Source organism: Marinobacter piscis, from assembly GCF_007671655.1.
GTDB classification, from domain to species: domain Bacteria; phylum Pseudomonadota; class Gammaproteobacteria; order Pseudomonadales; family Oleiphilaceae; genus Marinobacter; species Marinobacter piscensis.
Genome location: NZ_VCGX01000001.1, coordinates 1217833 through 1244469 on the forward strand (window position 1 = coordinate 1217833; position 26637 = coordinate 1244469).

23 protein-coding genes and 1 rRNA gene are annotated in these 26637 nt (G+C 56.0%); 9 read left to right on the forward strand and 15 right to left on the reverse strand.

Going from position 1 to position 26637, the window contains the following annotated elements; translation table 11 throughout:
- Positions 1 to 54: 54 nt before the first annotated feature.
- The 7 genes from folK to dksA all read right to left on the reverse strand — a co-directional run bounded on the left by folK (position 55) and on the right by dksA (position 8560).
- Positions 55 to 552 (reverse strand): 2-amino-4-hydroxy-6-hydroxymethyldihydropteridine diphosphokinase, encoded by a 498-nt coding sequence (gene folK, locus FFI95_RS05580; protein ID WP_144821372.1) that lies wholly within the window; start codon positions 550 to 552, stop codon positions 55 to 57.
- Complete coding sequence (gene pcnB, locus FFI95_RS05585) at positions 552 to 1934, reverse strand: polynucleotide adenylyltransferase PcnB (RefSeq protein WP_144821373.1); 1383 nt, start codon at positions 1932 to 1934, stop codon at positions 552 to 554. Before pcnB ends, folK begins: the two co-directional genes overlap by 1 nt.
- Before the next feature lie 671 nt (positions 1935 to 2605).
- Positions 2606 to 4003, reverse strand: coding sequence for a sigma-54-dependent transcriptional regulator (locus FFI95_RS05590; protein ID WP_144821374.1), 1398 nt, complete (start codon positions 4001 to 4003; stop codon positions 2606 to 2608).
- A gap of 7 nt (positions 4004 to 4010) precedes the next feature.
- Positions 4011 to 6974: an ATP-binding protein gene (locus tag FFI95_RS05595; protein ID WP_144821375.1), complete on the reverse strand. Its 2964-nt coding sequence runs from the start codon at positions 6972 to 6974 to the stop codon at positions 4011 to 4013.
- On the reverse strand, positions 6964 to 7140 hold the full coding sequence (locus FFI95_RS15365; RefSeq protein WP_178976481.1) for a hypothetical protein: 177 nt from the start codon (positions 7138 to 7140) through the stop codon (positions 6964 to 6966). The genes FFI95_RS05595 and FFI95_RS15365 overlap by 11 nt, the downstream gene beginning before the upstream one ends.
- 61 nt (positions 7141 to 7201) lie before the next feature.
- A complete protein-coding gene (gluQRS, locus tag FFI95_RS05600; RefSeq protein ID WP_144821376.1) occupies positions 7202 to 8065 on the reverse strand; it encodes a tRNA glutamyl-Q(34) synthetase GluQRS in 864 nt (287 codons plus the stop codon).
- A gap of 63 nt (positions 8066 to 8128) precedes the next feature.
- On the reverse strand, positions 8129 to 8560 hold the full coding sequence (gene dksA / locus FFI95_RS05605; protein WP_144821377.1) for an RNA polymerase-binding protein DksA: 432 nt from the start codon (positions 8558 to 8560) through the stop codon (positions 8129 to 8131).
- 181 nt (positions 8561 to 8741) lie between these two features.
- On the opposite strand from dksA, the gene sfsA reads away from it, so the two are divergent.
- Entirely contained in the window at positions 8742 to 9473 is a 732-nt protein-coding gene (gene sfsA / locus FFI95_RS05610) for a DNA/RNA nuclease SfsA (protein WP_144821378.1), read from the forward strand.
- 28 nt (positions 9474 to 9501) lie between these two features.
- Here the strand turns inward: sfsA and FFI95_RS05615 are convergent, their stop codons facing one another.
- Positions 9502 to 11079, reverse strand: coding sequence for a bifunctional aminoglycoside phosphotransferase/ATP-binding protein (locus FFI95_RS05615; protein ID WP_144821379.1), 1578 nt, complete (start codon positions 11077 to 11079; stop codon positions 9502 to 9504).
- Between the two features lie 120 nt (positions 11080 to 11199).
- Between FFI95_RS05615 and mrcB the strand changes: the two genes are divergently transcribed.
- Positions 11200 to 13542, forward strand: coding sequence for a penicillin-binding protein 1B (gene mrcB / locus FFI95_RS05620; RefSeq protein WP_144821380.1), 2343 nt, complete (start codon positions 11200 to 11202; stop codon positions 13540 to 13542).
- Positions 13539 to 14126 (forward strand): tetratricopeptide repeat protein, encoded by a 588-nt coding sequence (locus FFI95_RS05625; protein ID WP_144821381.1) that lies wholly within the window; start codon positions 13539 to 13541, stop codon positions 14124 to 14126. Before mrcB ends, FFI95_RS05625 begins: the two co-directional genes overlap by 4 nt.
- A 69-nt stretch (positions 14127 to 14195) precedes the next feature.
- Here FFI95_RS05625 and hemL read toward each other — a convergent pair whose 3' ends face one another.
- From hemL to FFI95_RS05650, 5 genes are read right to left on the reverse strand one after another with little or no spacing between them, the layout of a single operon-like run.
- Positions 14196 to 15476 (reverse strand): glutamate-1-semialdehyde 2,1-aminomutase, encoded by a 1281-nt coding sequence (gene hemL / locus FFI95_RS05630; protein ID WP_144821382.1) that lies wholly within the window; start codon positions 15474 to 15476, stop codon positions 14196 to 14198.
- Positions 15473 to 16150 (reverse strand): thiamine phosphate synthase, encoded by a 678-nt coding sequence (gene thiE / locus FFI95_RS05635; protein ID WP_144821383.1) that lies wholly within the window; start codon positions 16148 to 16150, stop codon positions 15473 to 15475. The genes hemL and thiE overlap by 4 nt, the downstream gene beginning before the upstream one ends.
- Positions 16147 to 16935, reverse strand: coding sequence for a bifunctional hydroxymethylpyrimidine kinase/phosphomethylpyrimidine kinase (thiD, locus tag FFI95_RS05640; protein WP_144821384.1), 789 nt, complete (start codon positions 16933 to 16935; stop codon positions 16147 to 16149). The genes thiE and thiD overlap by 4 nt, the downstream gene beginning before the upstream one ends.
- 12 nt (positions 16936 to 16947) lie before the next feature.
- Positions 16948 to 17370 carry a protoporphyrinogen oxidase HemJ gene (hemJ, locus tag FFI95_RS05645; RefSeq protein WP_144821385.1) on the reverse strand — a complete coding sequence of 141 codons (423 nt, stop codon included), beginning with the start codon at positions 17368 to 17370 and terminating at the stop codon, positions 16948 to 16950.
- A 3-nt stretch (positions 17371 to 17373) separates the two neighbouring features.
- Complete coding sequence (locus tag FFI95_RS05650) at positions 17374 to 19179, reverse strand: chloride channel protein (protein WP_144821386.1); 1806 nt, start codon at positions 19177 to 19179, stop codon at positions 17374 to 17376.
- Positions 19180 to 19351: 172 nt separating this feature from the next.
- Here FFI95_RS05650 and argC point away from each other — a divergent pair, with 172 nt between their 5' ends.
- The 4 genes from argC (at position 19352) to erpA (ending at position 22036) form a co-directional block, all read left to right on the forward strand.
- Positions 19352 to 20389: an N-acetyl-gamma-glutamyl-phosphate reductase gene (gene argC, locus FFI95_RS05655; RefSeq protein WP_144821387.1), complete on the forward strand. Its 1038-nt coding sequence runs from the start codon at positions 19352 to 19354 to the stop codon at positions 20387 to 20389.
- 9 nt (positions 20390 to 20398) lie between these two features.
- Positions 20399 to 21139 (forward strand): DUF6776 family protein, encoded by a 741-nt coding sequence (locus FFI95_RS05660; protein ID WP_144821388.1) that lies wholly within the window; start codon positions 20399 to 20401, stop codon positions 21137 to 21139.
- Positions 21140 to 21141: 2 nt separating this feature from the next.
- Entirely contained in the window at positions 21142 to 21597 is a 456-nt protein-coding gene (locus tag FFI95_RS05665) for a bactofilin family protein (protein WP_144821389.1), read from the forward strand.
- Positions 21598 to 21682: 85 nt separating this feature from the next.
- Positions 21683 to 22036 (forward strand): iron-sulfur cluster insertion protein ErpA, encoded by a 354-nt coding sequence (gene erpA, locus FFI95_RS05670; RefSeq protein WP_144821390.1) that lies wholly within the window; start codon positions 21683 to 21685, stop codon positions 22034 to 22036.
- 33 nt (positions 22037 to 22069) lie between these two features.
- Here the strand turns inward: erpA and FFI95_RS05675 are convergent, their stop codons facing one another.
- Both FFI95_RS05675 and FFI95_RS05680 read right to left on the reverse strand, forming a co-directional pair.
- A complete protein-coding gene (locus FFI95_RS05675; protein ID WP_144821391.1) occupies positions 22070 to 23167 on the reverse strand; it encodes an anhydro-N-acetylmuramic acid kinase in 1098 nt (365 codons plus the stop codon).
- Between the two features lie 6 nt (positions 23168 to 23173).
- Positions 23174 to 24559, reverse strand: coding sequence for an OapA family protein (locus FFI95_RS05680; RefSeq protein ID WP_144821392.1), 1386 nt, complete (start codon positions 24557 to 24559; stop codon positions 23174 to 23176).
- Positions 24560 to 24858: 299 nt separating this feature from the next.
- Between FFI95_RS05680 and tyrS the strand changes: the two genes are divergently transcribed.
- Both tyrS and FFI95_RS05690 read left to right on the forward strand, forming a co-directional pair.
- The gene (tyrS, locus tag FFI95_RS05685; protein WP_144821393.1) at positions 24859 to 26061 is read left to right on the forward strand and encodes a tyrosine--tRNA ligase; all 1203 of its coding nucleotides are present in this window, start codon (positions 24859 to 24861) and stop codon (positions 26059 to 26061) included.
- 366 nt (positions 26062 to 26427) lie between these two features.
- Positions 26428 to 26637, forward strand: a 16S ribosomal RNA gene (locus FFI95_RS05690); the annotation flags it as partial.

Genomic DNA, 26637 nt, shown 5'->3' on the forward strand with positions numbered 1-26637 from the left:
TTGCCTTTTGGGTAGGTGGGCCAAGACCGTGCCGGGATACCCGGCGTTTATTTGTTAAGGGTAATCCGGAGGGGGAAGCTGGCGCAACCGGTTGTCAGCGCACTGAGCTCTCAGAGCTGAGATTGTGGTGCCGTCCGGCAGTGTCAGCTCCGGGTCCAGATCCAGCAGTGGCTGCAGTACAAAGTCCCGTTGGGGGAGCTCCCGGTGGGGGACAGTCAGACGTTCGTCATTCAGCACCCGGGAACCGTAAATCAGCAGGTCAAGGTCCAGCGTGCGTGGTCCCCAGTGTCGGATTCTTTCCCGCCCATGTTCTTGCTCAATGGCCTGAAGCTGGTCCAGAAGTGTATGGGGCTCAAGGCCGGTAGAGAGCCAGACGGCGCCGTTGATAAAGTCCGGCTGATCCTGCGGCCCTACCGGGCTGCTGCAGTAAAAGGGTGACTGTGCAACCAGGGTGGTATCGGGCAACCCGGCCAGTTCTGCCACCGCCCTTGCAAGCTGGACTGCGGGCTCTTTCAGGTTGCTGCCCAGGCCAATAAAAGCGTCGGTTTTCATCAGGGTGCCGGCCGTTTCGTGGGCTTGCGGCGGCGACGCTTTTTAGGAGCGCCACTGCTGAGCTCTGAAAGCATGCGCTCCTGGCCATGCTCATTCTGGCGCTGGAAACGGGTCCACCATTCGCCAAGGCCGGGCTTGACCTCGCCACAGTCTTCCCGCACCAGCAGGAAATCATAGGCGGCGCGGAAGCGCGGGTGCCCCATGGTTACAAAAGCACGCTTGCCATGACGGCGCGGAAGCCGCATCTGCAGTTCCCAGATCTCTTTCATGGGGCCGGAGAAGCGCTTGGGGATAGAGGTGGCCTGCACCTGACGGCCAATAACCTTGGCAATGGCCCCGTGCAGCGCCGGCTGTACCGACTCGCCATTCTCCTGGCGGTGCTGCCACTCCCTTTGCAATGCAGGCCAGAGCATGGCAGCAAACAGGAAGTAGGGGGTGACGGATTTTCCCTGGGCAATACGGGCATCCGTATTACGCAGTGCCTGGCGAATCAGCTCATCCGGTTCGCCGGCTTCGATTGCTCTGGCAGTTTCCGGGAATAGCGGTGCCAGCAGGTTGTAGCGGGTGATCAGATCGTAAGTTATTTCGCCGTGCCCGGCAGAAAACAGTTTGAGTACTTCTTCAAAAAGCCGTGCAGGGGGAATGTGGTCGAGTAAAGGCGCAAGCTCGTTAATCGGGGCTTCGGTTTCCGGCTCTATGTCGAAGTTCAGCTTGGCCGCAAAGCGGATCGCCCGGAGCATGCGGACCGGATCTTCCCGGTAGCGGGTTTCAGGGTCGCCGATCAGTCGCAGTTGGCGGTTGCGCAGGTCTTCTATGCCGTTCGCAAAGTCAATAACCGTGAAATCACGGATGCAGTAATACAAAGCATTAACGGTGAAGTCCCGGCGCAGGGCATCCTCTTCCTGGGTGCCATAAACGTTATCCCGCAACAACAGTCCGTGCTCATTGGTTTTGCGGTCGTCGTCGGTGCTGTTTTCGTCGGCATCGGCGGTGTTACCGCGAAAGGTTGTTACTTCAATAACTTCGCGTCCGAATACAACATGGACAATCCGGAAGCGGCGACCTATGAGGCGGGAGTTGCGGAACAGGTCGTGCACCTCTTCCGGGGTGGCGTTAGTAGCCACATCGAAGTCTTTAGGTTGCTGCCCCAGAAGTATGTCGCGAACGCCACCGCCAACAAGATACGCCTCGTAACCGGACTTGTTGAGTCGGCTGAGGACTTTTTTGGCGGGCTCACTGATCGCTGAGCGTGAAACGTTATGCTGATCTCTGGGAACTTCCCGTCGCTGATAGGTGCGAGCCTTTTTTTTCCCGTTACCGGGAATGAAGGTTCGAAGCTTGTCAACGGATTGCCCGAAGATGGAAGAGAGTGATTTTTGCATTGAAATCCGTGGTTGCGTTGAGCAAAACGGAGAGTTTAACGCTTTGTGCGGGATTTGCACACGTTTGGACCGGGAATCCTGGGGTTTCTGCAAATTAAAAGGCGGGTCCGCTTTCACGAGCCCGCCCTTAAGTATTGGCGATCTGCATTGTTTTTATTTTTATGCCGGGATTTTTCTTTGTATTTTACCCCACTGTATATCCCCAAAACCGGGGCTTCTCAGCAGTGCAAACGGATGGCTTTGAACACAATGAGCAGTCAAAGACATCGAGCAAGTCATCGGTAGGTGCTTCGCCACTTTACAGGTGGTTCTTTTTTGCATCTCTACAACCCGCACATGCCAAGGGACTGCCAAAAAAGCAAAGTACCCAAAACACTCAGTTCGCTCACGTTCTGTTTTTGTTTTTGTTGCGAACGTTTTCCCGCAGCTTTTTGTTTTTGTTGAGGCGCTGCTTTGTCACTCTTGTTTTTGTTGTCGTGCACTTAATAGGTAGCAGGTGGTGTGCCAGGTTTTGAGGTTTTCTTTATTAACAATGACTTACGTGAATTTCAGAAATAAGTGTTACTCCGTACCCGATATAAGTGTTACCCGAAACAAGCGTTTGTGCCTGAAAGTGTTACCGGCGGGAACATGCGGTAACAAGTGAGTGACAGTTCACAGGTTCAGCCCTGTCAGGACCCGGATGTTTTTTTGCGGGGTATACCAAGGCGCTGTCGCCGTTCCCATAAAGATTTCCGGCTGATGCCCAGTTTCTGTGCCAGTTCTGTCTCACTCATGCGGTCCTGGTTTTCCAGAACAAAATGCTGGAAGTAATCTTCCAGGGAGAGGTCGCTGGTGTTATCCGTTGTCCGGGGTGGCTGCTGTTCATGGTTCCCTTCCACCAGGGTCTCGGGAATGAGCTCGTCATCCCCCTCACTGTCGAGGTCCAACAGGGAGGGGGTGATGACCGTGCCATCACACAGGATACTGGCACGCTCAATCGCATTTTCCAGCTCCCGCACATTACCGGGCCAGCGGTAACGCTGCAGTGCCTGCATGGCTCCCGGGCTCAGACTCAGTTCCGGTTTGCCTACTTTCTTTCCCAGGGTGACAAGAAAGCGCCGGGCAAGACCGAGTATGTCCCCCTGGCGCTCTCTCAGCGGCGGGATCCGTATCTGCATGACGTTCAGGCGGTAGTAAAGGTCTTCGCGAAACTCACCGGTACGGGTCATAGCCTTCAGATTACGGTGAGTAGCGGCAATCATGCGCACATTTACCTTCCGGCTCTGGGTAGACCCCACTTTGCGGATTTCGCTTTCCTGAAGTACACGCAGCAGCCGGGCCTGGGCTTCTGCCGGCAGCTCACCAATCTCGTCCAGGAACAGGCTGCCGCCTTCGGCCGCCTCAATAAGGCCGGTGCGTGCTGAAACAGCTCCGGTAAAGGCGCCTTTTTCATGGCCGAACAGTTCGGACTCAATGAGGCTTTCGGGTATTGCTGCGCAGTTAACTGAAATAAGAGGGTAGGGTGCGCGCGGGCTGGAAAGGTGCAGCGCCCGGGCGACCAGTTCCTTCCCCGTACCTGACTCCCCCTGGATAAGCACAGTTGTTTCTGTGGGAGCCACTTTGCGTATCAGTGTGAACACCCGCTGCATGGGCTCACACTCACCGTACATAATCGTTGCGGGGTCGCCATCTTCCCGGGTGTCGGTACCCGTGGTTCCCTGTTTGGGGGCCGGGTCCATGGTCCGGGACAGGATGCCCTCAACGGCGGCCAGCATTTCGTCGTGGTCAAATGGCTTGGCTATATACTCCACAGCGCCCATCTTCATGGAGTCCACGGCTGAACGCAGGCTGGCATAGCTGGTCATTATCAGCACGGGTGTGTTGGGTGCGCGGTGAATCAGCTCTGTTCCGGGCACACCGGGCAGTCGCAGGTCGGAAATGATCAGGTCAAACGCGTCAGGATCGTGGTGTTGTTCAGCATCTTCCACTGAGCTGACATCCTCAACCGTATAACCGGCATGCAGCAGCAGCTTGCGAACAGCAGAGCGGATAATGTCTTCATCTTCCACGATCAGAATTCGGGGCATAGCTGTCTTATAACCTTTCGTTCGGGCGAATGGCAGAGCTGGCCGTCTCTGGTGTATAAGCGGGCAGTTTCAGGCGTACACAGGTGCCTTTCCCGGTTTCCGGGTCAGCCGGGCTTTCGACCTTAATGTTACCGTAGTGTTCTTCAATAATGCTGTACACCAGTGACAAACCCAGGCCAGTTCCCTTATCGGTTGCCTTTGTGGTGTAAAAGGGTTCAAAGAGATGATCAAGCTGATCCGCGGGTATCCCGGAACCGCGGTCTGTGATCTCGATGATAGCGGAGTAGTCGTCTTCCTTTCCAGCGACCCGGATTGACTCACCATCGGGGGAGGCATCACGGGCGTTTGCCAGCAGGTTCACAAACACCTGCACCAGTCGCTGCTCATCCCCCAGAACCTGGAGAGTATCCGGGCAGTCATTGATGTAGTGAATGTCCATACCTTTATCGCTGAGAGAGAGCAGGTTACTGGCTTCATCAACGCAGCGACGAATGCTTACGGGCTCGTACCGGTTGGTCTGGGAGTGGTTGCCTGTGCGGGCAAAGTTCATCAGCGAGTGCAGAATGTTCGAAATACGACGCGTCTGCTGTTGAATCTGGCCAGCTGTTTCCAGAATCTCCGGGTTGTCGGTTTCCAGTTTCAGGTTCTGGGCCAGTGAGGAAATGCCCGTCACCGGGTTGCCGATTTCATGAGCAACGCCGGCTGCCAGGCGCCCCACAGATGCCAACCGTTCACTGTGCATCAGTTCATCTTCCAGCAGGCGAACTTCTGTCTGGTCTTCCACCAGAATAACACTGCCACCGTCTTCGTGATCCGGGCCGCTAAGCGCGGCTTTATGCAGGTTAAACCAGTGGGGCCGGCCTTTCAGGTCGAGCCTGTGCTTGTAGCGGTGCAGGTCCTCACCACGATTGAAGTCGTCTAGCAGATGATGCCAGTGGTCGGGAAGGGTCATCAGCCGGGCGCCAACCACATCATCAGCGGTAATGTCGGTCAGCTGTTCCATCGCCTGGTTCCACATCAGTATCTCGCCGTCTTCACCAATGGAGCAGGCGGGTATGGGCAGGTTATGGAGCGTTTGTCGGTAATGCCGGCGCAGGTTGTCCAGTTCACCCGCCAGGCCTGTCAGCCGGTTCTGGTAGTCGCCCAGAGCGCGCTCCACATAGCGGATATCCTGGGCTGTGCTGCCGCTGGCCATAGGTTTGAAACCCAGGTGGCGTTTTACCATGTCCCGGGCAACGGAGGGCCCCAGCAGGCCGGACAGGTTGATTTCAATCTGATCACGCAACCGTCGCAGTTGGTAGGGGCGGTACTCTACGTTTGGTAACTTCAGCTGTACCAGGGCGCGATTGATTTCCTGCCGGGATGCCTCGGCTCCGAGCGGTTCCGCCAGCTGCCGGGCGAAGTCGGCAGAGGAGCTGGCCAGAAGCTCCCGGCGCTGGGGGCGGGAAAGGGCGCCCATGGAGCAGGCCTGCGCCGCACTGTTTTCTTCATTTGTGCTGGTACTTACCAGTGAGATCAGGGCAAACACAGTGACGTTGGCACTGAGGCTGACAAAGGTGAAGATGTGCCAGTTACTGTAGTCGGGCACGATGGGAGCATTCAGCCAGCCCAGCAGATTTGCTGTTTGGGAGAAGGGCAGAACCAGCGTCACCAGCCATATGATCAAGCCGGTGATCATCCCGGCGATAAGGCCGCGCTTGTTTCCCTCCGGCCAGTACAGGATTCCCAGGGCGCCGGGCAGAAGTTGCAGCATGCCGGCCAGGGCAATTGCGCCAAGAATGGCCAGTCCCAGGTTTTTTCCCAGTGTTTCATGGAACAGCAAAGCCAGCAGAATAATCGCCGCAATCAGCAGGCGCTTCACCCACTGCAGCCAGCGATAGATGTCTTCCTGGTCTTTGGGTGTTTTAAGGGGCAGAACCACATGGTTGAGCACCATACCGGCCAGGGCCAGAGTGCTTACAATCATCAGGCCACTGGCAGCGGAAAGTCCGGCAATGTACATAAACAGGGTGAGCGCCGGGCTCCCCAGTGCCTGGGCGATGCCCAGAGTGTAAAAGTCCGGGCCAGTGGTCACTGCCAGCTCCTGACCGCCCCAAAGAATCAGTGGCACCGGTACCGCCAGGAGCAGCAGGTACAGGGGCAGTCCCCAGCTGGCTTTTGCCAGTGCCTTGGGTGAGGGGCTTTCGCTGAAGATCATGTGGTACATGTGGGGCAGCACCAGTGCCCCGGCAAAAGACATCAGCATCAGCGCCCGCCAGCTGCCGTCGTCGATGATGAGGGACATGGTTTTTGCCGGTGTGGTGTTGTTTTCCAGCCAGGAATCCAGCCCGTTCATGCCATTGAAAACACTGAAAAGAACCACTCCGCCGATGGTCAGAACGGCAATCAGCTTCACCAGTGAGTCAAAGGCAATGGCCAGCACCAGACCGGGATGACTCTCCACTTGCTGGTTGCGTCTGGCGCCAAAGAGCGTGGCAAAGAGCACCACAATCAGGCTGAACATAATGCTGATCAGGTGGGGAGAAGTATCCGGAGCCAGGATGCTGGCAGAGGTGGAGACGGCCTGTATCTGCATGCTCAGCAGCGACAGGGTGGCGCCACCGGAGCACAGGGTCACCAGTGTTCCCGCCCACTGACTTCGGTAGCGGTAAGCAAACAGGTCTGCCAGTGAGGTCAGCTGGTAGGTGCGGCCAATGCGCATGATAGGGTTGAGCAGTACCGGGGCCAGGAGAAACGCGCCACTGATACCCAGGTAATAGGCAAGAAAGCCGTAACCGGACTCTGCTGCCAGGCCAACGCCGGCATAAACGGCCCAGATGCCGGCGTAGACCCCAAGACTGAGTGTGTATATCAGAGGGTGGCGCACCCAGTGCCGGGGGACCATTCCACGCTCGGTCACCCAGGCAATGCCAAATAAAAGGCTGAGGTAGAGAAGGCTGGCGAGCAGTAGGCCCGGGGCGTTAAAACTCATTGGGATCCCGCCGCCATTCCAGCCAGAAACCGATGGCAATAAGGACGCCCCAGATTACAAAGGGGCTGTACCAGGCATTCCCGGGGGAGGTCCACCAGTCGAGAATGTTGGGGGAGAAAATATAAATAGCCAGAACCAGTAGAAAAACCAGACGGTAGATATACATCAGGCAACCTGTCCGCGCTGAAGTTTGTGACAGGCTTTATACCACGACAGTTACTGGCGTGTCAGTTAACCACCTGACGGTTCCAGTGTCTGCAGGCCCATTGGAGGAGGTTTTCCACCGACCCGGACAGCAAGGCAGAGGGTGGTCGTTGGTTCAGGTTGCACAGTGCGGAGTACAGGTTGTTGACGGGCGTACGGTCGTCGAGGGCGGGTGCATGGTTCTGTTTGGAGAGCTTCTGACCCTGTTCATTAACCACAACCGGGATGTGAAGCCAGCTGGGCTGTGTTGCATTCAGGGCCCGGTAGATCTGTTGTTGCTGGGCCGTCATCTCGATCAGATCGGAGCCGCGCACCACATCCGTAATGCCCTGTTCTATGTCATCGACTACAACCGCCAGCTGGTAGGCAAAAAAGCCTTCCTTACGCAGAATGACCGGATCATCAATTTCCGCGCGGACAATCTGCTGTTGTGGCCCCAGCAGAAGGTCGTGCCAGTGGGCCACTTCCCCATGAAGGGCAAAGCGAACTGCAAAAGGCGGATTGGGCCGGGTAGGGGCGAGCGACCGGCAGTGCTGTGGGTGGCGCCCCGCGTTTGCCCGGAGCTGTTTGCGCGAGCAGTTGCAGCGATAAGCCAGGCCCTTTTCAAGCAGGTAGTCAGTGGCAGCCTGGTAGGCTTCCTGACGATGAGACTGGAAGAATACAGGCTCATCAGAGATCAGGCCGTGGGCATCAAGGCTGTGCAGAATCTGCCCGGTGGCTTCGGGCGGATCCCGGAGTGGGTCGAGATCTTCAATACGAATCAGCCATTGCCCGTGTCGGGATCTGGCTTCCAGGTAGCTTGCAAGTGCCGTGACCAGTGAGCCGAAATGCAAAGGTCCGGTGGGGGAGGGAGCAAAGCGGCCCCGGTATTGGTGCCGTGTGTTCATGGGTGTAGTACCTTGGCCGGCAGGACCTTCAGAGGCTGTGCCGGCCAGACCCGGTTTGCAAGGTCAGATGCCAGTTTGGCGCTCGCGGATTTCGGCGAGGGTTTTGCAGTCAATGCACAGGGTAGCGGTTGGCCGCGCCTCAAGGCGACGGGTGCCGATTTCAATGCCGCACTGGTCGCAGAATCCATAATCGTCCTGGTCGATCCGGTCGATTGTCTGGTCAATCTTCTTGATCAGCTTGCGCTCACGGTCACGTGTGCGTAACTCCAGGCTGAATTCCTCTTCCTGGGTTGCGCGATCGCTGGGATCCGCGTAGTTTGCCGCCTCTTCTTGCATGTGGTGCATGGTGCGGTCCACTTCTTCCATGAGCTCTTGCTTCCATTGCAGCAGCAGCTCCTTGAAGTGTTCCTGCATCTCCGTGCTCATGTATTCTTCACCCTCCTTGATATTGTAGGGGGTGAAGTTGGTGAAACGTTCGTTCGCTGTGTTTGCCATGGAACCCGGCCTCTTTTTTGTGCTCTACAAGGACGTTGTGCTTTCCTTCGCGCCCGTCCCGTTGTGGCGCGCTGGTGGTTTGGATAAAGCATACGTCCTGAAACGGGATTTGGCGGAAAATAGCAGATTAGTTACGGGGGTGCCAGCCCTGTGATGCCTACTTTAGTAATATGGAGAGACCATGAAGTTTCCCGAACCCTTGATTGAAGCGCGGCTTATCCGTCGGTATAAGCGTTTTCTGGCAGATGTGCGGCTGTCAGATGGCACCGAGGTAACAGCTCACTGCCCGAATACGGGCTCTATGCTGGGCTGCCAGCCGGACAACGCCCGGGTATGGCTCAGTCGCAGTCAGAATCCGAAACGCAAGTTGGCGTATACGTGGGAGCTTGTGGAAGCCGCCCCGGGCGCCCTTGCCTGCATTAATACCGCAAGGCCGAATGCCCAGGCCCGGGCTGCCATTGAAGCCGGGCGCATCAGTGAGCTGGTCGGTTACAGTGAGTATCAGGCCGAGGTGAGATATGGCGAGGAAAAAAGCCGGATAGACCTGCTGCTTTCCGGGCATGAGCGTGAGCCGGATGCCTGGGTAGAGGTAAAAAATGTAACGCTTGAAGATTCTGGTCAGGGGTTTTTCCCGGATGCAGTGACCACCCGGGGGCAGAAGCATCTGCGTGAGTTGATGACCCGGGTGACCGAGGGTGACAGGGCGGTGCTGTTCTTTGTTGTAAACCATACCGGTATTGAAACCGTGCGACCGGCGGATCATATAGACCCGCAGTATGGTCGGTTGCTGCGCCGGGCGTGCGATGCCGGCGTGGAAGTGGTGGCTTACCGGGCAAACCTGACCCGGGTAGGAGGAGGCCCTTCGGGGCGGCTGGCACTCGGGGAGTCTGTTCCGGTTATTCTGGAAGTCTGATGCCGGCGCCCCGGAAAGGGGCGCCGCATTAGTCCTTACTCAGGCCGAAATGCTGCCGGATCCGGTCCGCAACAGCTTCTGCAACGAAGTCCTGGTCTGTGCGCAGGTGTGCTGTGTAGGCTTGCTCTTCGGCTGTTAATGGCTCAAACCAGTCTTTCTGGATATCCAGTAGCTCTTCGGTGGCTTCCGAGGCATCGCCTTTACGCTTGCGCACCCACTCTTTACGGGTCTCATCAGGTGCCTCGCAATGAAGCAGGGCGAAAGGAACACCCTGGCTCTCGGCAACCGCCGCAAACAGAGCGCGCTCTTTTTCCTTCAGGCAGGCCGCATCCATAATCACCGGAAAGCCGGCAGCGAGAAGATCACTCGCCAGCAAGGCCAGGTGTTTGTAGGTTTTTTCGTTGGCTTCCTCGGAGTACAGGTTTTCCCCGGCTGCAGACTGGCTGTCATCCAGAGGGGCCAGGCCGTGTAACCGCTTACGCTCTACGTCGGATCGCAGGCGGATAAGCCCCAGTTCAGCCGACATGGCCGCGCTGACACAGGTCTTTCCGCTGGCGGAGAGCCCCACCGTAGCCAGCAGGAAGCGGTTCGGGATATTGCTGTAGCTTTCGGCCAGCTGGGCGTAGTCCCGGTAATGCTGCATCAGCTCTTCTTTTTCCTGCTCATCCAGCGCCGGGTTGCCCATAGTGAACAGTGCAATCTTGGCTCTGACCACAGCCCGGTAAGCCTTATACAGGGGCAGTAGTGACAGAGCCTCGAAATCGTTGCGGTATTCCAGGTAAGTGTTGAGAACCTGGTTGGCCAGGCCGTACTCATTCCTGGATTCGAGATCCATCAGCAAAAAGGCCAGATCGTTTATAACATCAATCCAGCGGAAAGGTTCGTTGAATTCGATGCAGTCAAAAACGGTGACTTCATCTTTGTAGACGGTAATGTTGGACAGGTGCAGGTCACCGTGACCCTCGCGCACAAAGCCATCCTTGCGGCGCTTTGCAATCAGGTCCCGGTGGCGCTCGAATGTGGTCTGGGTCCAGGCCTCGAGATTGTCGAGCTGGCTGAGCAGGCCGGTATCGTTGATCAGTGGCCGGATCTGATCAAAGTTCTCCTGCATGGCTTCACACACAGCTTCAGGCGTGCCCCAGGGCTTGTCGTCCGGAGCCGGCTCCAGGCTGTCGTGAAACACGGCAACCTGGCGCGCAAGGCTGGTAAGCAGCTCTGGCCTGAGCTCGCCGCTCTCCTGTTGCTGGTCCAGGAGCTGGTTCTGGCGGAACTGGCGCATTTTCAGCATGTACTCGAACGGCTCACCGTCGCCGCCGATCACCGGCTGATCGGGTGTTCCGGTAATCGGGACCACCTCAAGATACAATGGCTCAGCGAGGCGGCGATTAAGGCGTAGCTCCTCTTCGCAAAAGTGTTTCCGGCGCTCCAGGGTTGAGAAATCAAGAAACCCGAAATCCATGGGTTTCTTGATCTTGTATGCGTACTGGCCGGTAAGAATGACCTGGGAGATATGGGTTTCGATAATCTGAAATCCGTCCACCGGATGGTGGTACAACTCGGGTTTTTGCAGTGCCAGTAACAGGTTGCCTTGGGGTGTTTCGCTCACGCTGTGCTCCTCGCTTCCCTGAACTCATTGGTTTCTTTGATTTCATCATAACTGGCAGATTACATAAATAACACATAGTTGGCCTGCCTCATCCCGTACCGGCTTCGTTATAATCCGCCCATGACAAAAAACCGATCTTCTTCAAAGCCCAGCAGAAAGCCCGGTAAAAAGCGACCGGGGAAAAACAGTCAGAACGGACGCCGCTCCTGGTTCTGGAAAATATTCATACGTGCATCGGTGGTTGCGCTTGTATTGCTCGCCTGCTGGATGGTGTATCTCGATGCGGTTGTAACGTCCCGGTTTGAGGGGCGACGCTTCGAGGTGCCTTCCCGCGTATATGCCCGGCCTCTGGAACTATACAACGGCGCGGGTGTGAGTTCCGGAGCGCTGCAGCGGGAGCTGGAGCTGGCCGGGTACCGTAAAGGCAACGGCACAACGCCGGGCACCTATCGGCGCAATGGCGGCCACTTTGTGATCAGCACACGCGGTTTCCATTTTCCGGATGGGAAAGAGCCGGAAAGAACCCTGTCGCTGAATATTTACGGCGACCGGATACAGGACTTCTCTGTAACTTCGGGTGCCAGTGCTTCTATTGTTCGCCTGAAACCGGCCCGGATTGGCGGCATCTATCCTGCACACAAGGAAGACCGCATTCTGGTTCAGCTGGAAGAAGTGCCTGAACTTCTGCCCTTGGCGTTAATGGCCATAGAAGACCGCGATTACTACGACCATATCGGGGTTGCGCCCTTGTCTATCGCCCGCGCCATGCTGGCGAATATACGCGCCGGTCGGATTGTGCAGGGTGGCAGCACCCTGACCCAGCAACTGGTCAAGAATTTTTTCCTGACCCGGGATCAGACCCTGGTGCGTAAGGGTAATGAGGCATTAATGTCGATTCTGCTGGAGATGCACTTTGATAAAGACGACATTCTGGAAACCTATCTGAATGAAGTGTATCTCGGACAGGCGGGCACACGCAGTATTAACGGGTTCGGGCTGGCAAGCCAGTTTTACTTCGGGGAGTCACTGACCGACCTGGAGGTTCATCAGATTGCCCTGCTAGTGGCCATGGTGAAAGGGCCCAGCTACTTCAACCCGCGCCGGCATCCGGAACGGGCGACCCGTCGTCGTAATCTGGTAATCAGCGAAATGGAAGACGCAGGCCTTGTTGATACTGCAGTCGCTGAACAGGCCCGGGGCTTATCTCTGGGTGTGAGTGCAAAGCCGTCGTACTCGGAAAACCGGTACCCCGCGTATATCGACCTTGTCCGCAGGCATTTGTCGCGGGATTACAAGGAAGAGGACCTGCGGAGTGAAGGGCTCCGGATTTTCACCACACTGAACCCCGCCATTCAGTTTTCTGCGGAACGGGCGGTAATAGACACATTGCCGCGGCTGGCCGGTGGGGAAACAGCGAAAGCACTGGAAGCGACACTGGTGGTAACCGCCAAGGATACGGGTGAAGTGCTGGCGCTTGTAGGGGGGAGAGACCCGCAGTTCGCCGGGTTTAACCGGGCGCTGGATGCGAACCGCCCGATCGGCTCCCTGATCAAACCGTTTACTTATCTGACAGCACTGGAACAGCCGGATGACTATACCCTGATGACGCCGGTTCTGGATAAATCGTTTACCCTTGAGCTTGAAAACGGCAAACGCTGGCAGCCTAAAAACTACGATGGCAAGGAACGGGGTGAGGTACCTCTGCATCTGGCACTTTCCAAATCGTATAACCTGCCGGCAGTGCGCGTAGGTCTGGATGTGGGTATTCCGGCTGTACGCAAGACGCTGCAGGATTTTGGGGTGGTTACACCGATTTCGGAGTATCCCTCCATGCTGCTGGGCTCTGTCGCCATGAGTCCGGTAACCGTGGCACAGATTTACCAGGGGCTGGCGACGGGCGGCTTTAATACGCCTTTGCGCACCATAAGAGAAGTAACAGATGCTCGCGGCGAAGCGCTCTCGCGCTATAGTCTGGAGGTGGATCAGGTGGCTGATCCGGCGGCGGTGCACTTGTTGCAGTATGCAATGCAGGAAACCATGCAGGAGGGGACTGGCCGCTCGGCGTACTATTCAGTGCCGGACGAGCTGAGTCTTGCCGGAAAAACCGGAACAACCGACGATGGTCGTGATTCCTGGTTTGCCGGATTCAGTGGTGATTTGCTGGCGGTGGCCTGGGTCGGCCGGGATGATAACGGCCCGACCGTATTAACAGGTGCAACCGGTGCCCTGCCGGTCTGGTCGCGATTTATGGCCCAGGTTCCGCAACACGGGTTTTCGCCCGTGGTGCCGGATGGTGTGAGCTATCACTGGGTAAACCCGGAGAAGCAGGCATTAACTGATCAGAACTGTGATAATGCGCGCCTTCTGCCGTTCATATCTGGCAGTGAGCCGACAGATAAAGTGACCTGCTCAGGAAACCTGACGCGGAAAATTCAAGGCTGGTTTGAAGGATTGTTTCAATGAATAAGCAACGAGTTTTGCATGCCGGCGTACTGGCCGCATTGCTGAGCCTGGCCGGGTGCGCCTCCGGGCCGGGGGGCTCTATTTATGTACCGGCCGGGGAGTCGCCCCAGGCGCCGGAACCGCCACAGACGGCGAAAGACGAAAAAGATAAACCCCGGGTGTGGCGCAAGAGTGAGCAGCCGAGCGCGGAAGAGCAGGAACAGGCTAAGCCGGAGCCCTCCGAGCGGAGTAACAAGCCAAGTTATCGCGACGCCGGGGATGAGCTGTCGCCAGCGGCCCTGAGCCTGGTTCGCGAGGCGGACAAACTGATGAAAGGCGGTGACACCCAGGCGGCAATAGGGCGCCTGGAGCGGGCCCAACGTATTGCACCACGCTCGGCTGAGGTTTATTTCAAACTATCGGAAGCTTATGTGGCAGGTAACAAGCTGGGACCCGCTGAGCAGTTTACTCTGAAGGGGTTGTCGCTGGCGGGTAATGACGCCCGGCTGCAACGTGCAGGCTGGTTGTTATTGGCGGATATTCGCAGGGCCCGGGGTAATGTGGCCGGTGCCAGCCAGGCTGAAGACCGGGCATCCGCCCTGTAACTGAGTCGTTGCCAGGCCGGTCTGATGTCCCGGGCTCGCTCAGGAGCCCGGGCTGCCGGTTCGGCAGGATCAGAGTGTTGCCATTACCTTTTTCGCAGCTTCAATAGTTTCTGCAATGTCTTCATCTGTGAGAGCTGCGCTGGTGAAACCCGCCTCGAAGGCAGAGGGTGCCAGGTAAATACCTTCTGCCAGCATTCCCTGGAAGAACTTTCCGAAGCGCTCGGTATCGCAGTTCATTACCTGATCAAAGCGGGTAACGCTGGGCTCGTCGGTGAAGAACAGACCGAACATGGCGCCTGCGCCCTGAACCGTCAGGGGTATGCCGGCTTCATCGGCAGCGGCCTTGAAACCATCACGCAGGGTCATGGTTTTTTGGGTCAGATTATCATGGAAGCCGGGCTCTGAAATTGCGTTCAGAGTGGTAAGACCGGCGCACATGGCCAGCGGGTTACCGCTCAGGGTGCCGGCCTGGTAAACCGGGCCCAACGGTGAAATGTACTCCATGATCTCCCGTTTGCCACCGAAAGCGCCTACCGGCAGGCCGCCACCAATCACTTTGCCCAGCGCTGTCAGATCCGGAGTAACTCCGTACAGTTCCTGAGCACCGCCCAGAGACACGCGGAAGCCCGACATGACTTCGTCAAATATCAGTACGGTTCCGTGCTCGTCGCAGACTTCCCGAAGGCATTCCAGAAAACCCGGAGCCGGGGGGATGCAGTTCATATTACCCGCAACCGGTTCAACAATGATTGCAGCCACCTCATCGCCCATCTCCCGGAACAGTTCCCGGACGCCATCAATGTCGTTGAATCCCAGTGTCAGGGTATGTTCGGCCAGACTGGAGGGGATACCCGGGGAGTTGGGAACACCCAGAGTCAGCGCACCGGAGCCGGCTTTCACGAGCAGTGAATCCACGTGCCCGTGGTAGCAACCCTCAAACTTTACGACTTTGTCGCGCCCGGTATAGCCGCGCGCCAGGCGAATCGCGCTCATGGTGGCTTCTGTGCCGGAGTTCACCATGCGTACCATGTCAATCGAGGGCACCAGCTCGCACACTTTGCGGGCCATATCGGTTTCGAGCGTTGTGGGAGCGCCATAGCCAACACCAAGATCGACCTGAGCATGCAAAGCGTCTTTGATGCGCTGGTCCGAGTGGCCCAGAATCATCGGACCCCAGGAACCAATATAATCGATATAGCGTTTGTCATCTTCGTCGTACAGGTAAGCGCCCTGGGCGTGTTTGAAAAAGATCGGCGTGCCGCCAACACCGCGGAAGGCCCGAACCGGTGAGTTGACACCACCGGGAATGTATTTCTGTGCCTGTTCGAACAGGGATTCGGAATGAGTCATTTTTGAGAGCTCCTGTTATCAGGGAGTTGAAAGCATGGATGGTGGCTGGCGAACAGCCGCTGAAATACGTTTGCCTTATGTTCGATGGACTCGGGGTTGCTACCGAATAGCCCGCCAATAACGGCCAGCAAATCCGCACCTGCCCGGATAAGCACGTCGGCATTATCTGTCGTAATGCCTCCGATGGCCGTAACTGGCAGGCCGAACTGTTTGCCCCGGGCCAGTATATCTGTAGCCGCCGGCGGAGCCTGGGGCTTGGTGGATGAGTGAAAAAAACGACCAAAAGCCAGATAGTCCGCCCCGGCGTCGCGGGCTGCTCTGGCCAGAGCCAGGTCTGCGTGGCAGGTGATGCCTATAATGGCCTCATCGCCAAGAAGCTCCCGCGCCTCTGTTGCTGTGCTGTCGGTTTGCCCCAGGTGTACGCCTGCGGCATTTACCCGCCTGGCCAGCGCGATATCATCATTGATAAGCAGTGGCACATTATTGGCAGCGCACAGAGCTTGCAGATTTCTGGCCTCGGCCAGTCGTTCTGCCATGGGCGCAGACTTCTCACGGTATTGTACCATTACGGCACCTCCGCGAATGGCTGCTTCTACAGAGGCTATGAGGACATCTGAAGGCGTCAGCTGACTGTCAGTAATTGCATAAAGGCCGACCGGGACACGTGTATTCATCGTTCCCACAGAATACCGCGGTCCGGAACCGGCTGACCTTTGCCTACCTCAAGCGCGTGCTGAATGGTGCGGTGTACATAGTTCTGCGCCTGGGAAATGGCCGCACGGGCGGAAAGCCCCTGAGCCCGTCCGGCGGCGATGGCAGCTGCGAGTGTGCATCCGGTGCCGTGATACTCGCCGCCAATGCGCTCCAGCTCCCAGGTCATGGGAGTGGGGGAGTGGTCGTATAAGGTATTGATAATGCGCACACCTGTGCCATGGCCACCGGTGGCCAGCACGGATTCACAGCCGTTTTCGATCAGCCGGCGTGCGGCTTCATCCGGGTCATCGCTTTGCCCCAGTAGTGCCAGCTCAATGCCGTTAGGCGTAATCATCTCGGCCAGCGGAAACAGTCGTGTTTTCATGCTGGTAAGGATGTTGTCATCAGCCAGGTCGCCACCCCCGGCCGCTTTGGCCACCGGGTCGGTTATCAGCGGAATGTCCGGCCGCTGCTCAAGGAACTCCGTAAGTACTTCCACAATCGCCGCGTTACCCAGGGCGCCGGTTTTAACTGCGTGTATGGGGGCATCCTCTGAGACACAGTCCAGCTGTCGGCGAATAAGATCCGGGTCCACAGCGTCGGCCCCGAGAACATTTTGGGTATCCTGAACGGTCAGGCAGGTGACCACTGGCAAAGGGTGGCAGCCAATGGAGGTGATGGCTTGTATATCTGCCTGGATGCCGGCGCCGCCGGATGGGTCCAGACCTGATAGAACAAGAACCTGAGGACGGGTGTAGTGTTTGATGGCTAAAGCTCCCTAGAAAGGTCTGACAACCGCCAGAATAACAACTGCCAGTAAGATGAATACCGGTAGCTCATTAAACCAGCGGTAGAACACGTGGCCACGGGTGTTGCGGTCATCGCGGAATACTTTGACCAGGTGACCGCAATAAAAATGATAAACAATCAATAATGCCACCAGCACCAGCTTTACGTGCAGCCAGCCCTGGCTGAAATAACCTGAAAGGTTGTAGCTGAGAAGCCAGACACCGAACAGTACGGTGGCAATCATCGATGGTGTGGTGATGCCTCGATAGAGTTTGCGCTCCATGATCTTGAAACGCTCACGCCCCGGCTCATCCTCACAGGCAGCATGGTAAACAAACAGCCGCGGCAGGTAAAAGATGCCGGCAAACCAGCACACCAGAGATATTATATGAAACGCTTTAACCCATAACATTGATCAGCTCCGCCGGTATTGATAGTAACTTTCGATGTCAGATTTAAGCAGCACGCCGTACACGCGCTGGATCATAGGGGCAACCTGACGCTGAACATAGAGGGCTTCAGCACTGGTTGTCTCGAACGCGTGCAGCGCTTCTTCAAGAGTGGCCTGATATTGTACCGGCGCAATGTCGCGGCGGTTTGCGGGAATATTTATCAGGTCAATGGACTCTGTTTTCTTCCCTTTATTTTCCGCGGCTTTCTCTGCTTCCGCTTCGGCACTGACATCTTCCAGGTAGCGTGCCAGATCAACAGCGGGTAACAATGATGTCGGGCCCTTGCTGCCTTCAACCACCAGCCACTTGGGTTCGGCAGTCAGGGCTTTTCGCGCCTCCTCAGTGGTCAGGTGCCGGTTAATGCGCAGAATACTCTTGTCCATGATTGCGGCCACCGAAACCCGGCGCAAGGCCTGTATAACCGGTGAGCTCTGGTAACTCAGCCCCTGGTTTTTGAGCATGGTCAGGAACAGGGACTTTTTGCCGAATGCCTCACTGGTTATAAGTGTTGAGGAGGTAATGATCAGCATGCCGGGTAAAATGATATTCGGGTTGCGTGTCAGCTCGATCAGAGCCATCAGAGCTGCCAGAGGTGCCTGTAATACGGCTCCCATCATTGCGCCCATACCAAGGGTGGCATAAAAGCCAACATTTGAGGCCTGGGCCGGGGAAAATTCAGCGCCAATCAGCCCCAGTGCGCCCCCCAGTGTGGCCCCCATGAACAGGGTGGGGCCAATAATACTGTTGGGCATGCCCAGGCCTGCGGTAATGGCTGTAATGACAAGTTTGGCGGCCCCGACGCTCAGCAGTAGCCAGAACCCCAGCTCACCATTGATGGTTTCGTTGACCGTATCATACCCAATGCCCATGGTTTGTGGCACCAGCACAGCAACCGGAACCATAAGCACACCCGCTGCGATAACCCGCAGCAGAATCGGCTGCTTGTTAAAGCGCCGCATGGCGTCAACAATGTGAATGAAACTGGCCGCGAGAATGCCGATTATGACTGCCATCAGCAGAATCCAGGGAATCTCCAGCAAAGAGTTCATGGTCAGGGCCGGGACACTGAACGCAGGGTCTGTACCGTATACAACCTGAGTGACAATGGCTGCGCTTACAGCGGCAAGAATGATGGGGGTAAAGCCGGCAATAGTGTATTCCATCATGACCACTTCCATGGCGAAGATCACCCCGGAAATAGGCGTATTGAATGATGCAGAGATAGCGGCGGCACAACCGCAGGCAACCAGGGTGCGGATACTGTTGTTCGGGCGCCGCATCCATTGTCCCATCAGGCTTGAAAACGCAGCCCCCAGGTGAACAGCCGGGCCTTCCCGGCCTGCAGACTGGCCGCTGACAACAGTCAGAACACCGACTATGAACTGGATGAATGCACTTTTGGCGGTGACATAGCCCTGATGGTAGTTCAGGCGCTCCATAACATGCACAACGCCGACTTTCCGGTCTTTCGGGGCAAGGCTGTGAAGAAAGAGGCCAAGGCCGACAGCGCCGGCAAGAGGTAAAACGCCCCGCGCAAAGAAACTCAGGCCTTCAAATGTCTCGGATGCAAACGCTTCCGAGCTGTCGCCGGGTAAAAAGTGCTCCAGTGGCCACTCAATCGCAAGACGAAATATAAGAATGACCCCGCCGGTCACCAGCCCGGATAAAAGGCCAAGAATAGCCAGCTGCGGCAACGACTCAGCCCCCGACATTCTGCGCGGCAAAGCAGAAGTCAGTTTCTCGCTAATCTGTCGCCAGGCGTTGTTCATGAATGCAGGTGATCCGGTAAAATGGTGGAGTCAGGTACTCTAGCGGGTTTCTGTTTTACATTGTAACCCTCGCCTTGAAAGCTGCAATAAGTCGTTGGTTTATCGTGGTAGACTAGCCCTATAAACGACAAAGCAAGATATTTGAACCAGATAAATGTTGCGGGAGAGCAAGTTGATTAAAGTAGGTATTGTGGGCGGCACCGGCTACACCGGTGTCGAACTGCTAAGAATTCTCGCCGTTCATCCGGACGTTACGGTCAGTTGTATCACGTCACGGTCAGAGGCCGGCGTACCGGTTGCTGACATGTACCCGAACCTCCGGGGCCATTTTGATCTGGCGTATTCCGAGCCTGATCCGGCTGTTCTGGCAGCGTGTGATCTGGTGTTTTTTGCCACGCCCCACGGTGTGGCCATGAGCATGATACCAGAGCTGATGGCTGCCGGTGTGCGGGTAGTAGATCTATCGGCGGATTTCCGCCTCAAGGATCTCGACGTCTGGTCCCAGTGGTATGGCATGCCGCATCAGTCACCTGAGTGGGTCGAAAAAGCAGTTTACGGACTGCCTGAACTCGTGCGGGAAGAAATCTCCGGCGCGCAGCTGGTTGCTAATCCCGGGTGTTACCCGACGGCAATTCTGTTGGGTTTCCTGCCTTTGCTGGAGCAGGGGCTGGCTGATCCCTCACGGCTGATCGCAGACGGAAAGTCCGGAGCCAGTGGCGGCGGTCGCCAGGGGAAAATCGGCATGCTGCATGGTGAGGTGGGCGAAAGCTTCAAAGCCTACGGCGCATCGGGGCACAGGCACTTGCCGGAAATCCGTGAGGTGTTGTCCACAGCGTCCGGCAAAGCGACGGGTGTCACCTTTGTGCCTCATCTGGTACCAATGGTTCGCGGCATCGAGGCAACGCTTTATGCGGAGTTGAAAGACCCGGCGGATTTTGATCGATTACAGGCGTTATTTGAGGAGCGCTACCGCAGCGAGCCGTTTGTCGATGTGATGCCTTTTGGCAGTCATCCCGAAACCCGTAGTGTGCGGGGAGCCAATCTGTGCCGAATGGCGCTGCATCGTCAGGAACAGAGCAACACCGTGATCGTTTCATCAGTTATCGACAATCTGGTGAAAGGGGCTGCAGGGCAGGCGGTGCAGAACATGAATATCATGTTCGGCCTGAAGGAAACCCAGGGTCTTGAAGCACCTGCCTTACTGCCTTAAGGAACGCCAGTGAGCGAGCAACGTAAACCGGCTGAAGAATACGTTGTTATTCGACACAAGCCTGGCTACCGACTGCGGCGGACAGCTCTTTTGGTGCTGTTTACCGTTGTGGCAGCCGTTGCCGGGTATGCCGCCGGACTGGCCCAGGGAGGCTTTCGTTTTTCGACAGCGGAAGCGTCCAGAGAGCGTCTGCAGGAAAAGGTGACAACGCTGGAGGCGGATTACCGCGAGGCCCGGCAGAAGCTGGTCAGCCTTGAGCGTGGCAAACTGATTGATGAGCAGGCTCTGCACCAGGCTCGTAAAATAATTGTTGATCTGGAGACCCGGGTTGGCGAGCTAAACTCTGACCTGACGTTTTACAAAAACATTATGGCGCCCTCAGAAACCAGCGAAGGGCTGCAGGTTGATCGGTTTTCCCTGACCAGTAACCGGCAACCGGGGCAGTATGACTTCAAGTTGGTTCTCACGCAGGTGGGCAATAACAAGAGTTATATCTCCGGGGTGGTGGCCGTAAACCTTATCGGTATGCGCGCTGAAGAAAAAGAAGTCATTGCATTGCGGGATCTGTCACAGGACATAGAGAACCTGGGCGTAAAGTTCCGCTTTCGGTATTTTCAGGATGTGGAAGGCAAACTGACACTGCCGGATGGATTTGAGCCGCTTGAGGTGCAGGTGGTCGCTCAGGCAAAAGGGCGGAAAGCCTCGCAGGCTGAGCGTACCTTTGACTGGATTGATTTAACAGAGAGCTAGACATGTTCGGCAAGAAGCAGCAGAAGGCCCGGCGACCTGCCGGCAGTTTTGATACTCTTATTTCCTCACATACCGCTATAGAAGGCGATGTACGTTTTTCTGGCGGCTTGCATATTGATGGTCGCGTTCAAGGCAGGGTACTGGCTGAAGACGGCGGTGATGCGGTGCTTCGGATTTCCGAGGTTGGCGAGGTAGTGGGTGATATAGCGGCGCCTCGTGTGATTGTTAATGGTACAGTTCATGGTGACGTCTATGCCTCGGAGCATCTGGAGCTTGCTGGAAAGGCTGCGGTTAATGGCAGCGTTTATTATAATCTGATTGAAATGGCCATGGGAGCGTCGGTCAATGGCAATCTGGTTCACCAGCATGAGACTTCCCGATTGCTGACACAGGAAAGTGAGTCAGCCGAAGAGGAGCCGCATGGGTTGCCCGGGGCAGGATTGACAGAGCCTTCCTGATGCGTGGTGGAAAGCCCCGATAGTTGATTGTTTTAGTCAGGAATACCATACTTGAGAGCATATATCAGGTAATCCGGAGGCTAACTTGAGTGTAGTTCAGCAGCAAGCGTCTGCACCGCTGTTTTTCAGCGATAGTGCGGTAAACAAAGTAAAACAACTGATTGAAGAGGAAGGCAACTCTGATCTCCGGCTGCGGGTTTTTGTCACCGGGGGCGGGTGCTCTGGGTTTGAGTACGGTTTCTCGTTCGATGACAGTCAGGAAGAGGATGATACCGTTGTAGAGCGTGATGGTGCCTGCCTGCTGGTAGACCCGATGAGTTACCAGTATCTTGTAGGTTCGACAATTGAGTATCAGGAGGGCTTGCAAGGCTCCCAGTTCCTGGTGCAGAACCCTAACGCCAAATCCACGTGTGGCTGCGGCAGCTCGTTTACTATTTAACCTGCAACAGTGAATGGCGTAGGCCAGACAGGCTTACGCCGGATAGATGGCACCAAGTATCCGCGGGCCTTTGGCTCCGGTTACGTCCGCAAGGTTCCCTGGCTTTCGCTTAAGCGTTTGTCTTGCCAGCCATGCAAATGCGACCGGCTCCACCCACTGCGCGCTCAGGCCCAGCGTTTCTGTGTTAAGAACACGGGCCGGGCTGATAGCCAGAGCCAGCTCCTTCATGAGCAGAGGGTTCTGAGCGCCACCTCCACACACGTACACCGACATGGAAGGCGACTGAGGCATCTGTCTGGCCGCCGTTATGACGGTCAGCTTCAGTAGTGTGCGCTGAACATCTTCCGGTCGAATGCCCGGGTGTCGGTGTACCTGAGTTTTAACCCACTCCAGATTGAATTTTTCTTTGCCTGTGCTTTTCGGTGCCGGCCGGCTGAAGTAAGCATCTGACAGCATGTCGCCAAGCAGACCCTGGTCGACTGTGCCTTCTTCTGCCCATCGACCACCTTCATCGTAAGGTCGGCCTGTCTGGTCCAGGCACCAGGCGTCTAACAATGCGTTTGCCGGGCCGGTATCAAATCCTGTTACAGGTTCCCGGTTGCAGGCCGGAATCCAGGTAATATTGGCAATGCCCCCAAGGTTCAGGATGCACCTGTCCTCGGTTTCAGAACTGAAAAAGTGTTTGTGGAAAGCCGGAACTAACGGAGCCCCCTGGCCGCCGGCAGCCATGTCCCGGCTGCGGAAGTCTGCCACAGTGGTTACCTGGGTTCGTTCTGCAATAATGGCCGGATTTCCGATCTGAAGAGAGAAGCGGCCAGGGCCACTGGGCTGGTGACGCAGTGTTTGCCCGTGGCTACCTATGGCATGAATGGAGGATCTGTCCACAGTGGTGTTGCGGATCAGATTTTCCGCTGCTTCAGCAAATACGAGCCCGGTAAGAGTATCCAACTCTCCAACCTCATCCGGGGTCGCCTGATTCTGGCTTGCAAGCGCCAGGCGTTGGCGCAGGCTGTCAGGGTACGGAGTGGACAGGGTGTCGTGAATGTGAATAGTCTTGTTATCAAAAGACACGAGCACGGCGTCAACACTGTCCATGCTGGTGCCGGACATCAGTCCGATCCAGGTCTCCATAGGTTGTCAGTCGTCCGAGGCCAGCGCCAGGTGTTGGGAGTTGAGTCTGTAGGCATTGAGTTGGGCAACCTGTTGTCCGGTCACCTTCTTGAATCTTGCCATTTCAGACGCCGGGATTGGTTTGGCATCGGGAAGCTCTACCGTCCGGGAGTTGCGGGGGGAACCATTCACCCGGAATTCATAGTGCAGGTGGGGGCCGGTTACCATTCCGGATGAGCCAAGATAGCCAATAGTTTCGCCCTGTTTGACTCTTTTGCCATTTTTCATGCCTTTGTGGATCTTGCTCATGTGTGCGTACAGGGTGCTGATGTTGTCGCCGTGCTTCAGAACAACTGTTCGTCCATAGCCGCCTTTCCAGCCGGAAAACTGAACTCTGCCGTCACCTGCCGCTTTGATGGGAGTGCCGGTAGGGGCGGCATAATCCGTGCCTTCATGAGGGCGCACAACATCCAGTACCGGGTGGCGGCGCTGGAGGTTGAATGAAGAGGAAACGCGGGCGTTGATGGGCGTGCGAAGGAAAGCTTTGCGCATGCTCTTGCCGTCCGGGGCGTAATAATCACTCTCGCCTTTGCTGTCTGTATACAGGAGCGCGATGTTTTCCTCGCCACGGTTTATAAAGCGCGCAGACAATATACGTCCGGTATCAAACCGCTCGCCATCGAGGTACAGTTCTTCGTAGACAATTTCAAAGCGGTCACCTTTGCGGACATCGTAAACAAAGTCGATGTCCCACCCAAAAATACCGGCAAACTCCATTGTCAGCTGATCATTCAGGCCGGCCTCGCGGGCAGAGAGGTAAAGGGAGCCATCAATGGTGCCGGATGCAAAGGCAACTTTTGCTTCCGGTTCGCGCATATCCGTTTTACCGCTATACGTGTCCGCCTGTTTTTCGATCTTCAATGTTTTCAGGCGATTGCGTTGTAACTCGATAGCCGCAAGCTCTCCTTCACTGTTAACAGCAAAGCGGATGGTTTCGCCGGCATACAGGCGCTGGAGTGTTCCGGCCTCACCTTCGCCATGAATCACTGAAAGCATGGTTGCATCATTAAAGCCGGCCTTACTGAACAGCTTAGATAAGGTGTCGCCAGATTTGATTTTAAATGTTTGCCACTCCAGACGAGGCTCATTCACCTTATCTGGTTCCGGAGCCTGAGCTTCCGAAGCGGGTTCCGGTAGTGCACCAGCCACTGCCGTTTCCGGAGCTGCAGGGCTATCTGGCCGGGATGCTTGCGCTTTTGTGGCCGGGCGGTTGTTTTGTTGCTCCAGGTCCAGAGCGTAGGACATCCGCTTGGCCTCAACGTCTGCGCTGGGGCTCATAAGGATAGCGGCGGACACTACAACAGTCGCAGCCGCCGCAATAGTAATGTGGGCTTTCGGAAAAGATTTCAGCACGTGTTGCATCCGTATCAGTCGGTAATACAGCAGAGGGTCCTGCCTGATATAAAACGGTTGTTCACTAAGAAGTGGTTAGATTACCGTATAAAAAGCATGCAGAACAGCATGGAACATTACGGTTGCTGTGCTGGCGGACAGATTTCTTGTGACACCATTGGTATAATGCCCGCCGCTTACCTGTCCGGGGTTGTTCAAAAACTGCGCATTTGCAGGGTTGTCGGGCGCCGGGCAACTCGCAGTTTTCCGCTGCTGAACTCTTTTAAACGATTTTTAAACCAACTGGGGATGATTGATTCATGGCATCTATTGATGAAGCGCTGGCCACTATCAAGCGGGGCATAGACGAGCTGATACCGGAAGAGGACCTGGTAGCCAAGCTAAAAGAGGGGCGCCCATTACGTATAAAGGCGGGCTTTGACCCTACTGCGCCGGACCTTCATCTCGGGCATGCCGTGCTTATCAATAAGCTGCGCCAGTTCCAGGACCTGGGGCATGAGGTTATTTTCCTTATAGGTGACTTCACCGGAAAGATTGGTGACCCGTCAGGTAAAAGTGCGACCCGGCCCCCACTGACCGATGAGCAGGTGGCTGAAAACGCAGTCACCTATAAAGAGCAGGTTTTCAAGATACTGGATCCGACGAAAACCCGCGTTGTCTTCAACTCGGAGTGGATGAGCAAGTTAAGTGCTGCCGACATGATCAAACTTGCGGGTCAGTACACGGTTGCGCGCATGCTTGAGCGTGATGATTTTACCAAGCGTTACCGCGCGGAGCAGGCAATTGCGATTCATGAGTTTCTGTACCCTCTTATACAGGGGTACGATTCCGTTGCGCTTGAGGCTGACGTTGAGGTGGGCGGTACCGATCAGAAGTTCAACCTGCTGATGGGGCGAATTTTGCAGAAGCATTATGGTCAGGCACCTCAGGCGGTACTGACCATGCCCCTTCTGGAGGGGCTGGACGGTGTGCAGAAGATGTCCAAATCGCTGGGCAACTATGTCGGGGTGACAGACTCGCCGGGTGAAATGTATACCAAGCTTCTCTCTTTGCCCGATGAGCTGCTTTGGCGTTACTTCGAGCTGCTCAGCTTCCGGCCCATGAAAGAGGTCGCCGGATTCAAAGAGGCTGTGGAGCAGGGAGGTAATCCGCAGGATTACAAGAAGCTGCTTGCAGAAGAGATAATCACCCGTTTCCATAATGAAGAGGCTGCACGTACTGCTCATAAGTCCGCGGGGAACCGGGTTGGCCTGGGAGAGATCCCTGACAATGTGCCGGACGTTGAGGTTTCTCTGGATGGGCAGGAAGAGTTGCTTATGCCTTCCGTATTGCGACTGGCCGGTCTGGTGAAGAACGGGGCGGCTGCCCGGGACGTGCTTGGCCGTGGTGCGGTTTTTGTTGATGGTCAGAAGTTTGAGGGGCAGCGAGCCTTTGTTGAGGGGGATAGCTGTGTAATACAGGCGGGAAAGAAGAAGATTGCCCGCATACTGATCACAAAGTGACCGATGTACGGCTATTTTGAATTTATTTCAAAATAGCCGTTGACAGAAAAGCCCACGCCTGTAGAATGCGCACTTCCTTCGAGGGACACACCGCTGAGTCGGCGGTTCCGGGAAGGGCAACTGTTTGAAAGTATTAAAGAAAAACGATTTTCAAGTTTCTTTAAATAAACAGTTGACAAGGCGGCGAATCGATGTAGAATACGCCGCCTCGATTGAGCAACAGCTCAAACGCTCTTTAACAAGTTGACCAAGTAATTCGTGTGGGCGCTGGCTGGAGTATTTCGGCAAGAAATACCAAGGCAGCGACTCGTCGAAATTGAGTTTTGTCTTGAGCAAGATTAAAGATCTTCGGATCTTGTATGATTTAAACTGAAGAGTTTGATCATGGCTCAGATTGAACGCTGGCGGCAGGCTTAACACATGCAAGTCGAGCGGAAACGATGGGTGCTTGCACTCAGGCGTCGAGCGGCGGACGGGTGAGTAATGCTTAGGAATCTGCCCAGTAGTAGGGGATAGCCCGGGGAAACTCGGATTAATACCGTATACGCCCTTTTGGGGAAAGCAGGGGATCTTCGG

What these genes read in the sequence shown, in the direction of transcription:
- folK (WP_144821372.1), bottom strand. Translation starts at nt 552, where the DNA reads ATGAAAACCGACGCTTTTATTGGCCTGGGCAGCAACCTGAAAGAGCCC.
- pcnB (WP_144821373.1), bottom strand. Translation starts at nt 1,934, where the DNA reads ATGCAAAAATCACTCTCTTCCATCTTCGGGCAATCCGTTGACAAGCTT.
- FFI95_RS05590 (WP_144821374.1), bottom strand. Translation starts at nt 4,003, where the DNA reads ATGCCCCGAATTCTGATCGTGGAAGATGAAGACATTATCCGCTCTGCT.
- FFI95_RS05595 (WP_144821375.1), bottom strand. Translation starts at nt 6,974, where the DNA reads ATGAGTTTTAACGCCCCGGGCCTACTGCTCGCCAGCCTTCTCTACCTC.
- FFI95_RS15365 (WP_178976481.1), bottom strand. Translation starts at nt 7,140, where the DNA reads ATGTATATCTACCGTCTGGTTTTTCTACTGGTTCTGGCTATTTATATT.
- gluQRS (WP_144821376.1), bottom strand. Translation starts at nt 8,065, where the DNA reads ATGAACACACGGCACCAATACCGGGGCCGCTTTGCTCCCTCCCCCACC.
- dksA (WP_144821377.1), bottom strand. Translation starts at nt 8,560, where the DNA reads ATGGCAAACACAGCGAACGAACGTTTCACCAACTTCACCCCCTACAAT.
- sfsA (WP_144821378.1), top strand. Translation starts at nt 8,742, where the DNA reads ATGAAGTTTCCCGAACCCTTGATTGAAGCGCGGCTTATCCGTCGGTAT.
- mrcB (WP_144821380.1), top strand. Translation starts at nt 11,200, where the DNA reads ATGACAAAAAACCGATCTTCTTCAAAGCCCAGCAGAAAGCCCGGTAAA.
- FFI95_RS05625 (WP_144821381.1), top strand. Translation starts at nt 13,539, where the DNA reads ATGAATAAGCAACGAGTTTTGCATGCCGGCGTACTGGCCGCATTGCTG.
- hemL (WP_144821382.1), bottom strand. Translation starts at nt 15,476, where the DNA reads ATGACTCATTCCGAATCCCTGTTCGAACAGGCACAGAAATACATTCCC.
- thiE (WP_144821383.1), bottom strand. Translation starts at nt 16,150, where the DNA reads ATGAATACACGTGTCCCGGTCGGCCTTTATGCAATTACTGACAGTCAG.
- hemJ (WP_144821385.1), bottom strand. Translation starts at nt 17,370, where the DNA reads ATGTTATGGGTTAAAGCGTTTCATATAATATCTCTGGTGTGCTGGTTT.
- FFI95_RS05650 (WP_144821386.1), bottom strand. Translation starts at nt 19,179, where the DNA reads ATGAACAACGCCTGGCGACAGATTAGCGAGAAACTGACTTCTGCTTTG.
- FFI95_RS05665 (WP_144821389.1), top strand. Translation starts at nt 21,142, where the DNA reads ATGTTCGGCAAGAAGCAGCAGAAGGCCCGGCGACCTGCCGGCAGTTTT.
- FFI95_RS05675 (WP_144821391.1), bottom strand. Translation starts at nt 23,167, where the DNA reads ATGGAGACCTGGATCGGACTGATGTCCGGCACCAGCATGGACAGTGTT.
- tyrS (WP_144821393.1), top strand. Translation starts at nt 24,859, where the DNA reads ATGGCATCTATTGATGAAGCGCTGGCCACTATCAAGCGGGGCATAGAC.